Genomic DNA, 11,554 nt, shown 5'->3' on the forward strand with positions numbered 1-11,554 from the left:
TTAACGTTAGGAGAAAATCATGGAATTAATCTACGTTGCTGCCGCGATCATGATGGGTCTGGGTGGTCTGGGCGCCGCTATCGGCGTTGGCCTGCTGGGCGGTAAGCTGATCGAGGGCTCTGCCCGTCAGCCCGAACTGGCTCCCAAACTGCAGGTGACCTTCTTCCTGGGCGCTGGCCTGGTAGACGCGATCCCCATTATCGGTGTTGGTATCGCGATGTACCTGATCTTCGTAGTTGCCGGCTAAGCCAGCAGCAACGGCTTGGAACGGGGCCGCGTCATGCGGCCCTTAAGTAAACTGTGAGGAGCACGGCGTGAATATTAATCTTACGCTTATCGGGCAGATGATCGCGTTTGTCTGTTTTGTGGTTTTCTGCATGAAGTACGTGTGGCCCCCGCTATTGGCCGCCATGCAGGAACGCGAAAAGAAAATTGCCGATGGTCTGGCCGCTGCCGATCGCGCCAATCACGATCTGGAACTGGCCAAGGAAAAGGCGGTAGAACGCCTGAGCGAAGCCAAGAGCGAAGCTGCCGGCATTATCGATTCTGCCAACAAGCGCGCCAACCAGATTGTCGAGGAGGCGAAGCAAACCGCCGTCGTCGAAGCGGATCGCGTGAAGGCATCCGCACAGGCCGAGATCGAGCAGGAAACCAACCGCGCACGCGAACAGCTGCGCGCCCAGGTAGCGACGCTGTCACTGGCCGGTGCCGAGAAGGTGCTGGGCAAGTCCATTGACCGTAACGCCCACGCCGAGTTGGTTGACCAGCTGGCTTCAGAGCTTTAAAGCGAGGACCCGATGGCTGAACTGAGCACCCTGGCGCGTCCCTACGCCAAAGCGGCGTTCGAGTACGCTCGCGATGCCGGCGCCCTGGCCGACTGGGAAGGTCAACTGGCTACCGCTGCTGCGGTTGCCGCCGATCCCGCCATGGCGGCAGTGCTGAACAACCCGGCGCTGACCAGCGAGCAACAGGCACAGACCCTGACCGACGTGTGCGGTGACGCCCTGGGCGCTCCCGTGCGCAATTTCGTCGCCATCCTGGCCAGCAACAAGCGCGTGGCGCTGCTGCCGGAGATTTATTCCCAGTTCGCCCTGTTCAAGGCCAACCAGGAAAAATCGGTCGACGTGGAAGTGGTGTCTGCCTTCGACCTGGACGATGCCACCCGGGACAAACTGGCCGCGGCACTGGGCAAAAAACTGGAACGCGAGGTGAAGGTCACCACCGCGACCGACGCGAGCCTTCTGGGCGGCGTATTAATCCGGGCCGGTGACATGGTCATCGACGGGTCCGTGCGCGGCAGGCTGAACAAGCTTGCCGAAGCAATGAATTTGTAGGATTGAGGAACAGAGCATGCAGCAACTGAATCCATCAGAAATTAGCGAGATTATCAAACAGCGCATCGACCAGCTCGACGTGTCCTCTGAAGCTCGCAACGAAGGTACGGTGGTTTCCGTCACCGACGGTATTATCCGCATCCACGGTCTGAACGACGTGATGTACGGCGAGATGATCGAATTCGACGGCGGTATCTACGGCATGGCGCTGAACCTCGAGCGCGACTCCGTGGGCGCCGTGGTCCTGGGCGACTACAAGGGCCTGGCGGAAGGCCAGTCCTGCCGTTGCACCGGCCGCATCCTGGAAGTGCCGGTCGGTCCGGAACTGCAGGGTCGCGTTGTCGATGCCCTGGGTACGCCGATTGACGGCAAGGGCCCGATCAATGCCAAACTGACCGACGCCCTGGAAAAAGTGGCGCCCGGTGTAATTGAGCGCCAATCGGTAGACCAGCCGGTGCAGATCGGCCTGAAAGCCATCGACGCCATGGTGCCAATCGGCCGCGGCCAGCGCGAGCTGATCATCGGCGACCGCCAGGTGGGTAAGACCGCCATTGCCGTGGACGCCATCATCAACCAGAAAGGCACCGGCATTAAGTGTGTCTACGTGGCCGTTGGCCAGAAGGCTTCCTCGGTTGCCTCCGTAGTGCGCAAGCTGGAAGAACACGGCGCGATGGAGCACACCATCGTCGTTGCAGCCACCGCATCCGACCCGGCTGCCATGCAGTACCTGGCGCCGTTTGCCGGTTGCTCCATGGGCGAGTACTATCGCGACCGCGGTGAAGACGCCCTGATCATTTACGATGACCTGACCAAGCAGGCCTGGGCTTACCGCCAGATCTCCCTGCTGCTGCGTCGTCCTCCGGGCCGTGAAGCCTACCCCGGTGACGTGTTCTACTTGCACTCCCGCCTGCTGGAACGTGCCGCCCGTGTCAACGCCGACTACGTCGAGAAGTTCACCAACGGTGAAGTGAAAGGCCAGACCGGCTCCCTCACCGCCCTGCCGGTGATCGAGACCCAGGCCGGTGACGTATCCGCCTTCGTACCGACCAACGTGATCTCCATCACCGACGGCCAGATCTTCCTGGAAGCGGACATGTTCAACGCGGGCATCCGCCCGGCGATGAACGCCGGTATCTCCGTATCCCGGGTAGGTGGTGCGGCCCAGACCAAGATCATGAAGAAACTGTCCGGTGGTATTCGTACCGCACTGGCGCAGTACCGTGAACTGGCGGCCTTCTCGCAGTTTGCTTCCGACCTCGACGACGCCACCAAGGCCCAGCTGGACCACGGTGAGCGCGTAACCGAGCTGATGAAGCAGAAGCAGTACTCGCCCCAGAGCGTGGCCGAAATGGGCCTGCTGCTGTACGCCGCCAACGAGGGCTACATGAACGACGTCGAAGTGGCCAAGATCGGTGACTTCGAAGACGCCCTGCTGTCCTACATGCACGCCGAGCACGGCGACCTGATGGGCAGTATCGTCGAGACCGGCAAGTGGGACGACGAATCCGAAGCCACTTTCAAGGCGGCGGTTGAGAAGTTCAAAGCCACCCAGACCTGGTAAGGCCGAGGCAGCTTAAATGGCAGTCGGAAAAGAAATTCGGACAAAGATCTCCAGCATCCAGAGCACGCAGAAGATCACCTCCGCCATGGAAATGGTGGCGGCGAGCAAAATGCGCAAGGCCCAGGATCGCATGGAGCTCGGCAAACCCTATGCCCGGCGCATGCGCGCAGTGGTGGGTCACATTGCCAACGCCGCCCCCGAGTACCGCCATATGTACATGGTGGAACGCGAGGTCAAGCGCGTCGGCTTTATTGTGGTCTCCACCGATCGCGGCCTGTGTGGCGGCCTGAACATCAACCTGTTCAAGGCCACCGTCCGCGCGATGAAGGAATGGGCGGACCAGGATGGTGTCGAGATCGAACTGGCCCTGATCGGTGCGAAAGCAGCGGCGTTCTTCAACAGCTTTGGCGGCAACGTCACCTCAGCGACCCGGGATATCGGCGAAGCGCCGGTCCTGGCGGACCTGATCGGTAGCGTGAAAGTCATGCTGGACGCCTATGCCGAAGGTCGCATCGATCGCCTGTTCCTGGTGTCCAACGAGTTCGTCAACACGATGACCCAGACGCCGACCATGGAGCAACTGCTGCCGCTGCAGCCTGAGGATTCCGCTGAGATGGCCCACCACTGGGATTACATCTACGAGCCGGACGCCAAGGAACTGCTGGAAGGCCTGCTGACCCGCTACATCGAGTCCCAGGTTTACCAGGCCGTTGTGGAAAATGCTGCCTGCGAGCAGGCCGCGCGGATGCTGGCGATGAAAAACGCCACCGACAACGCTGGCGAACTGATCGACGACCTGCAGCTGATCTACAACAAGGCGCGCCAGGCGGCGATTACCCAGGAGCTGTCGGAAATCGTCAGCGGCGCTGCGGCGATCAGCTAGGAATTAATAGGGGTCAGAGCCCTTTTTTGCAAAGCGAAAAAAGGGCTCTGACCCCGGAACGGAATTTTTGAAAGTGAGGATCCGAACATGAGTAGCGGACGAGTCGTACAGATTATCGGCGCGGTTATCGACGTGGAATTTCCGCGCGATAGCGTGCCGCAGGTTTACGAAGCACTGACCGTGACTGAAAAGGGCCTGACCCTGGAAGTGCAGCAGCAGCTGGGCGACGGCGTCGTTCGCGCGATTGCCATGGGTTCTTCCGAAGGCCTGTCCCGCGGCCTGGCGGTGGAAAATACCGGTGCGCCGATCTCCGTTCCCGTGGGTGTCGAAACCCTCGGCCGGATCATGGACGTACTGGGTAACCCCATCGACGAGCGCGGCCCGATCGGTGAGAAAGAGCGTGCCTCCATCCACCGCGAAGCCCCTTCCTACGAAGAGCTCGCGGCCTCCGAAGAGCTGCTGGAAACCGGTATCAAGGTTATCGACCTGGTGTGTCCTTTCGCCAAGGGCGGTAAGGTCGGTCTGTTCGGTGGTGCCGGTGTGGGCAAGACCGTAAACATGATGGAGCTCATCAACAACATCGCGACCGAGCACAGCGGCCTGTCTGTGTTCGCCGGTGTCGGTGAGCGTACTCGTGAAGGTAACGACTTCTACTACGAGATGCAGGAATCCAAGGTTGTCGACGTGGAGACCCTGAGCAACTCGAAAGTGGCGATGGTTTACGGCCAGATGAACGAGCCGCCCGGCAACCGTCTGCGCGTGGCCCTGACCGGCCTGACTATGGCCGAGAAATTCCGTGATGAAGGTCGTGACGTACTGTTGTTCGTGGACAACATCTACCGTTACACCCTGGCGGGAACCGAGGTATCCGCACTGCTGGGCCGTATGCCCTCCGCGGTGGGCTACCAGCCGACCCTGGCGGAAGAGATGGGCGTACTGCAGGAGCGTATTACCTCCACCAAAGTGGGCTCCATTACCTCCATCCAGGCGGTATACGTACCGGCGGACGACCTGACTGACCCGTCCCCGGCGACGACCTTCGCCCACCTTGACTCCACCGTGGTACTGTCCCGTGACATCGCCGCCAAGGGTATCTACCCGGCTGTTGACCCGCTGGACTCCACCTCCCGTCAGCTCGACCCGCTGATCATCGGCGCCGAGCACTACGACGTGGCCCGTGGCGTGCAGTCTGTACTGCAGCGCTACAAGGAGCTGAAGGACATCATCGCCATCCTGGGTATGGACGAGCTGTCCGAGGAAGACAAGCAGACTGTGGACCGCGCGCGTAAGATCGAACGCTTCCTGTCCCAGCCTTTCCACGTGGCCGAGGTATTTACCGGTTCTCCCGGTAAGTACGTGTCCCTGAAAGACACCATCGCCGGCTTCAAGGGCATCCTGGCGGGTGAGTACGACCACCTGCCGGAGCAGGCGTTCTACATGGTTGGCAGCATCGACGAAGCTGTCGAGAAAGCCAGCAAGCTGTAACGCTCGGTTAGAGGGCCCCCTATGGCTATGACAATACACTGCGACATCGTCAGCGCCGAAGAAGAGATCTTCTCCGGCCTGGTCGAGGTGCTGGTCGCAACCGGCGAGATGGGTGAGCTCGGCATCAACTACGGGCACGCCCCGCTGCTGACCGGACTCAAGCCCGGCCCGGTACGCATCGTGACCCAGCATGGTGATGAAGAGGTTTACTACGTATCCGGCGGCTTCCTGGAAGTGCAGCCTGGCGTGGTCACCATTCTTGCCGATACTGCGCTGCGTGCCGACGACGTGGACGAAGCTGCCGCTGAGGAAGCCCGTCGCGAAGCTGAGCACGCCCTGGCTAACCAGACTGGCGAATTCGACTACGGTCGCGCGTCAGCCCAGTTGGCCGAAGCGGCTGCCCAGCTGGCGACTCTGCGCAAGATGAAGAACCGGGCTGGTCGCGGCTGATTGTCGCGCCCTGCTCTGAAAATACCCCGGCATCGTCCGGGGTTTTTTGCTTTTGGCCGGTGGTGATTTCCCGGCTCTGTTTATGGAGCGCTGAACTCGCTCGCACGTTGCCCGGTACCCTTCCGGGACCTTCAGCGGCCAGGACGGCCGCTGAGGAGCCTCCATGGATGGATTCACGGCGTGTCCCGGAAGGACCCCGCGCGCCGCGCACGCGAATTCCATGCGCCAAGGCCATTTCAGGAAGCTATCCCATGAACCCTTAAAGCAATCCCCACAACGTATCGAACATCAACTGCTGGGTCAGTGCGATGGCCTGTGAATCGATGATGACCACCACCGGATAGTTCTGTGCCGCCAGCGTAATCATCGCTACTTTGGGTGGATAGATGGCAATGTAGGACGCGTCGGTCCCCTCCCCCGCCGGTAGCCATTTGCGTTCAGCCAGTTCGGCTTCATCCCCCCCGGCTCCCACGGCCAGTACCCGTACACGGATGCCGCGCTCGATCCGCTGCCTGGTAAAATTCGGGAAGGGTCGGTAGAGGTGCTCACGCAGGGTGCGGGTTGAAATGACCGAGTAACCTCGCTCCGGATCGCGACCGGCACTTTCCAGCAGATCGCGCAATACCAGCTCCACCCCGTCATCACCCTCGTAGAAGCGCACGTTACCGGGACTGAACGTGGTCTGGGTCTGCTTGAGGGCCGGGATGATGTCATTGCGCAGTTGTTCGACCGCCTGGCTCAGGGCTTGCTGTTTGCTCTCCGCAAGGCTCATGAGCCGCTCCGGATCTTCTGCCTGGAATACCCGGCGGCGTCCCTTGGGGAAGTAGCTGACCACGCCTTTGGTGGCTAGTTGCTTGAGCGTTTCGTAGGTTGTGCCGCGGTTGATACCGGACTCGGCGGCGACATCTCGAATGGACGCAGGCCCCAGTTTCAACAGGGAGCGATAGATGGAGACCTGTCGTTCGTCGAGGTCCAGCTGACTCAGTGCATCGAGCTTGATTGTTGTCATTTAATTTTTGACAAATGGCGTTGTATTCAAAAAATGTAACATTAATATGGCCCTACTGCGGTAAAAGTGTCAAAAAATAAATGACATCCGGCGCACTGCAGAACCCACGAGAAAGCAGACCAGGAAACACCATGAAACTTGAAGTCATCGTCCTTGCCGCCGGCAAGGGAACGCGGATGCGTTCCGACAAACCCAAAGTACTGCATCGCCTGGCGGGGCGTCCCCTGTTGTCCCATGTGCTGCAAACAGCCAGGCAGTTGGGAGCTGATCGTCTGCATGTGGTGGTGGGACACGGGGCGGAGCAGGTCAGAGAAACGCTTGCCGACGGTGAGATCAACTGGGTCGACCAGCATGAGCAGTTAGGTACCGGCCACGCGGTATTGCAGGCGCTCCCGGACGTGGATCCCGAGGCGACGGTTCTTGTGCTGTATGGCGATGTACCTCTGCTCAGCCTCGCTACCCTGCAACCCCTGGTGGAACTCGCGCGCGACACGATGGCGCTGCTCACCGCAAGCGTTGAGGACCCCTCCGGTTACGGCCGTATCTTGCGCACTGCGGGCGGCGATTTCGCTGGCGTAGTAGAAGACCGCGACGCCAGTACGGAACAGAAGGCGATCACTGAAATTAACAGCGGGGTGCTTGCCGCACCGGCGGCGTTGCTCCAGCGTTATCTTCCCGAGGTCAACAACGACAACAGTCAGGGTGAGTACTACCTTCCTGACGCGCTTTCCCTGCACATCAAAAGCGGCGCACGGGTGGCTATCAGCCAGGCGACGTCGGAGCTGGAAATTGTCGGTGTGAATGACCGCGTCCAGCTCGCCAGCGTCGAGCGCGCCCTGCAGCAACGACTTGCCCGGGAGTTGTTACTCGATGGCGTGCAACTGGCCGATCCGGCCCGTATCGATATTCGCGGTTCCCTGCGCTGTGGCAAGGACGTGTTTATTGACGTCAACGCGGTGTTTGAAGGGGAGGTCGTGCTGGAAGACGGTGTGACGATTGGTCCCAACTGCCTGGTGAAAAACAGCCGCATCGGCAGCGGTACCACCGTCTTTGCCATGAGCCACATCGTCGGCGCTCGAATTGGAGAAAGCTGTAATGTCGGCCCCTATGCCCGCCTTCGTACTGGTACCGAATTGGGCCAGGGTGCCCGCATCGGCAATTTCGTTGAGACCAAGAAAGCGGCCATCGGTGACGGGAGCAAGGTGAACCATCTTTCCTACATCGGAGACTGTGGTATGGGTGGCGGGGTCAACATCGGCGCCGGCACCATTACCTGCAACTACGACGGGGTGAACAAGCATCGAACTGAGATCGGCGAGGGTGTATTTGTCGGCTCCAATAGCACACTCGTAGCACCGGTCGCCATTGCGGAAGGCGGCTTTGTTGCTGCCGGTTCGACTATTACCAGGGCAGTGGCAGCCGAAGAACTGGCGGTGGGCAGGGGGCGTCAGCGAAATATCCCCAACTGGCAGCGGCCCGGTAAAGCCAAAAGCGAGGAGGGCTGATTATGTGCGGTATCGTAGCGGCAACAGCTCGCAGGGAAGTCTCGGAAATTCTGCTGGAAGGCCTGCGCCGGCTGGAGTACCGGGGATACGACTCCGCTGGTCTGGCACTGATTGACGCCGAGCGCAATCTCCTGCTGCACAAGCGGCTGGGCAAGGTGGCGGAACTGGAAAAGGCCCAGGCGATGACGCCACACCTCGGTTGTGTGGGCATTGCCCATACCCGCTGGGCGACCCACGGTGAACCGTCGGCGGCCAATGCACACCCGCACATCTCCGGCAACCGCATCGCGCTGGTACACAATGGCATTATAGAAAATCATGAACCGCTGCGAGCGGAGCTCCGTGCTGCGGGTTATGAATTCCTGTCGCAGACTGATACGGAAGTCATCGTGCACCTGCTCCACCAGCAACTGGCGCAGGGTTGTGAAATGTTGCCGGCGCTGAAGCAAATCATCGAACGGATCGAAGGTGCCTATGCCATCGCCGCAATTGATGCCGAGAACCCGGACACGGTCGTTGCCGCCCGTTCCGGGAGCCCCCTGGTGATCGGGGTGGGTATCGGCGAAAACTTTCTCGCTTCTGACCAGCTTGCTCTGCGCCAGGTGACCGACCGCTTCATATTCCTTGATGAGGGCGACGTCGTCGCGATGACCGCCACTGGCCTGCACATCGAAAACGCCGCGGGAGACCTTGTAGAGCGACCCATGCAGCGGGTATCCGAAGCGGTTGAGGCCGTCGACCTCGGCGGTTTTGAACATTACATGCTGAAGGAGATACATGAACAGCCCAGGGCCCTGGCGGCCACACTGGGCCTGGGGTCCGAACACCACATTGACGACGCGCGCTTTGGGGAAGGAGCCAGCGCGGTTTTTGACAAGGTCCGAGCGGTACAGGTCGTCGCTTGTGGCACCAGCTATCACGCCGGCCTGGTTGCCCGGTACTGGCTGGAAGAGCTGTGTGGCATTCCCTGCAGTGTGGAAGTCGCTTCCGAGTTCCGCTATCGCAGTCGGGCCCGGCGGGAGGGCACCCTGTTGGTGACCGTCTCCCAGTCTGGTGAGACCGCGGACACCCTGGCAGCGCTGCGGGATCAGTCCGAGGGGGAATTCATTGCCTCGCTGGTCATTGCCAATGTCGACCACAGCTCACTGGTACGCGAATCAGACCTGGTGTTCCTGACGCGGGCGGGAACAGAAATCGGCGTGGCTTCCACCAAGGCCTTCACCACCCAGTTGGTCGCGTTCCTGATGCTGGCGGTGGTACTCGGGCGACGTCACGGGCTCAGTGAAGTGCGTGAAAGGGAACTGGTAGATGCCTTGCACCAGTTGCCTGACTGCGTAGCCAGTACGTTGCAACTGGACGCCGACATCAAGCGCCTGTCGGAAGCATTTATCCTCAAGCACCACGCGCTGTTCCTCGGCAGGGGGATACAGTATCCCGTGGCCGCGGAGGGTGCCCTGAAACTGAAGGAAATATCCTACATTCACGCAGAGGCCTACCCCGCCGGGGAGCTCAAGCATGGCCCCCTGGCACTGGTAGACGCGGATATGCCGGTGGTCGCGGTGGCTCCGGGCGATGAATTGCTGGAAAAGCTGAAGTCCAACCTGGAAGAGGTCCGCTCTCGCGGTGGCGAACTGTTTGTGTTTGCTGACCGCAAGGCGGGATTACGCGACGAACCGAGGGTGCATGTGCTCAACATGCCGCACTGTCCGGCCGTGATACAGCCCGTTACCTACACCGTGGCCCTGCAGTTACTGTCGTACCACGTGGCGGTGCAGAAAGGTACGGATGTCGACAAGCCGCGCAACCTGGCGAAATCCGTCACGGTTGAGTGAGGTGATTTCAGGAGCGGGCGCGACGGCACTGGGCAGCGAGTTAACCGCCGTCCGCCAGATGCGCCGGGTCAAGCAGGGTCTCGAGTTCTGACCGCGAAAGGGCACTGTTCTCCTCGGCCACATCCAGGATGGGACGCCCCTGGGCGTAGGCCAGTTTGGCGATTTCCGCGGCCTTCTGATAACCGATTACCGGATTCAGTGCGGTCACCAGAATCGGATTGCGGGCCAGTGGCTCCTGCAGGCTGGTCTCCCGCACACGAAAGGTCGCGATACATTTGTCTGCCAGCAGCTGGCTGGCATTGGCCAGCAGTCCGATGCTGTCCAGCAGTCGGTCGGCAATGAGCGGTAGCATGACATTCAGTTCAAAGTTGCCCGACTGACCGGCAATCGCCACGCTCGCATCATTGCCCATGACCTGCGCACAGACCATGGCCGTGGCCTCGGGTATGACCGGATTGACCTTGCCCGGCATGATGGAGGAGCCAGGTTGCAGTGCTTCCAGCTCGATTTCTCCCAGCCCGGCAAGTGGTCCCGAGTTCATCCAGCGCAGGTCATTGGCAATCTTCATCAATGCGACGGCGGTGAGACGAAGGTCGCCAGAGAGTGCTACGGCAGCATCCTGAGAGCCGATCCTTATGAACGGGTTATTAGCCGGTTGGAACGTATAGCCCGTGATATCGGAAAGGGCAGAGCTAAACGCATTGGCAAAATCCGGATGAGCATTGATACCGGTTCCAACCGCGGTGCCTCCCTGAGCCAGCAGTTGCAATTCGGGAAGGTTAGCCTCCAGTCGAGCGCGGCAGGCCTCCATCTGCCCGGCCCAGGCCAGCAGGCTCTGGCTGAGCCGTACTGGCATGGCATCCATCAGGTGGGTACGCCCGGTCTTGATATATCCGGAAACGCTGTCCGCCTTTTTGCGTGTTGTTGTTATGAAACGCTCCAGGGCGGGCAGCAATTGCTCCCTCAGTGCGATGACCGCACTCACGTGCAGTGTGGTCGGGATAACGTCGTTACTGCTCTGGCCGCGGTTAACATGATCATTGGGGTCGATGTGCTGGCCCAGGCGCTGGCTGGCCAGCGTTGCCAGAACCTCGTTCGCATTCATGTTGGAACTGGTACCGGACCCGGTCTGGAAAACATCCACAGGGAACTGGGCCATGAAGCTATCGTCTTCGAGTAGTGCGTTCGCAGCGCCGATAATTGCAGCGCCAACATCCTCCGGGATTTCTCCCAGTAAGCTATTGGCTCGTGCGGCGGCAGACTTTACCTGCAGGAGCGCGAGAATGAATGCGCGGGGCATCGCACGCCCACTGATCGGAAAGTTTTGCACAGCGCGCTGGGTCTGGGCACCGTAGAGGGCGTCCGCCGGTACGGCGAGTTCACCCATGCTGTCGCGTTCGGTACGGGTTGCTGTCATTTGAAACCTCCGAAATGGAACACTGTTGACGCTGTCGCCAATAATAATACTAGCAAACGCGTGAGTTCCTTCCGGTTC

Annotated in this window: 11 protein-coding genes; 9 read left to right on the plus strand and 2 right to left on the minus strand. The window is 60.4% G+C overall.

Annotation, left to right across the window (positions count from 1 at the left end; genetic code table 11):
• The first annotated feature begins 19 nt into the window (after positions 1 to 19).
• The 7 genes from atpE to FV139_RS08900 all read left to right on the plus strand — a co-directional run bounded on the left by atpE (position 20) and on the right by FV139_RS08900 (position 5,713).
• Positions 20 to 247, plus strand: a complete 228-nt coding sequence (gene atpE / locus FV139_RS08870; protein WP_009020576.1) for a F0F1 ATP synthase subunit C — start codon at positions 20 to 22, stop codon at positions 245 to 247.
• Positions 248 to 314: 67 nt separating this feature from the next.
• On the plus strand, positions 315 to 785 hold the full coding sequence (locus FV139_RS08875) for a F0F1 ATP synthase subunit B (protein WP_148068089.1): 471 nt from the start codon (positions 315 to 317) through the stop codon (positions 783 to 785).
• Between the two features lie 12 nt (positions 786 to 797).
• Positions 798 to 1,334 carry a F0F1 ATP synthase subunit delta gene (locus FV139_RS08880; protein ID WP_148068090.1) on the plus strand — a complete coding sequence of 179 codons (537 nt, stop codon included), beginning with the start codon at positions 798 to 800 and terminating at the stop codon, positions 1,332 to 1,334.
• Between the two features lie 16 nt (positions 1,335 to 1,350).
• On the plus strand, positions 1,351 to 2,895 hold the full coding sequence (gene atpA, locus FV139_RS08885; protein ID WP_148068091.1) for a F0F1 ATP synthase subunit alpha: 1,545 nt from the start codon (positions 1,351 to 1,353) through the stop codon (positions 2,893 to 2,895).
• Positions 2,896 to 2,911: 16 nt separating this feature from the next.
• Positions 2,912 to 3,778 carry a F0F1 ATP synthase subunit gamma gene (gene atpG / locus FV139_RS08890; RefSeq protein ID WP_148068092.1) on the plus strand — a complete coding sequence of 289 codons (867 nt, stop codon included), beginning with the start codon at positions 2,912 to 2,914 and terminating at the stop codon, positions 3,776 to 3,778.
• Positions 3,779 to 3,865: 87 nt separating this feature from the next.
• Entirely contained in the window at positions 3,866 to 5,263 is a 1,398-nt protein-coding gene (atpD, locus tag FV139_RS08895; RefSeq protein ID WP_148068093.1) for a F0F1 ATP synthase subunit beta, read from the plus strand.
• Between the two features lie 21 nt (positions 5,264 to 5,284).
• Positions 5,285 to 5,713, plus strand: a complete 429-nt coding sequence (locus FV139_RS08900; protein WP_148068094.1) for a F0F1 ATP synthase subunit epsilon — start codon at positions 5,285 to 5,287, stop codon at positions 5,711 to 5,713.
• A gap of 259 nt (positions 5,714 to 5,972) precedes the next feature.
• Here the strand turns inward: FV139_RS08900 and FV139_RS08905 are convergent, their stop codons facing one another.
• Positions 5,973 to 6,722, minus strand: a complete 750-nt coding sequence (locus tag FV139_RS08905; protein ID WP_235898602.1) for a TrmB family transcriptional regulator — start codon at positions 6,720 to 6,722, stop codon at positions 5,973 to 5,975.
• A 131-nt stretch (positions 6,723 to 6,853) separates the two neighbouring features.
• On the opposite strand from FV139_RS08905, the gene glmU reads away from it, so the two are divergent.
• Positions 6,854 to 8,227, plus strand: coding sequence for a bifunctional UDP-N-acetylglucosamine diphosphorylase/glucosamine-1-phosphate N-acetyltransferase GlmU (gene glmU / locus FV139_RS08910; protein ID WP_148068095.1), 1,374 nt, complete (start codon positions 6,854 to 6,856; stop codon positions 8,225 to 8,227).
• A 2-nt stretch (positions 8,228 to 8,229) separates the two neighbouring features.
• Positions 8,230 to 10,059 (plus strand): glutamine--fructose-6-phosphate transaminase (isomerizing), encoded by a 1,830-nt coding sequence (gene glmS, locus FV139_RS08915; protein ID WP_148068096.1) that lies wholly within the window; start codon positions 8,230 to 8,232, stop codon positions 10,057 to 10,059.
• 40 nt (positions 10,060 to 10,099) lie between these two features.
• Here the strand turns inward: glmS and FV139_RS08920 are convergent, their stop codons facing one another.
• Entirely contained in the window at positions 10,100 to 11,476 is a 1,377-nt protein-coding gene (locus tag FV139_RS08920) for a class II fumarate hydratase (protein WP_148068097.1), read from the minus strand.
• Positions 11,477 to 11,554: the final 78 nt, after the last annotated feature.

This window comes from Parahaliea maris (assembly GCF_008064665.1).
Lineage (GTDB): Bacteria > Pseudomonadota > Gammaproteobacteria > Pseudomonadales > Halieaceae > Parahaliea > Parahaliea maris.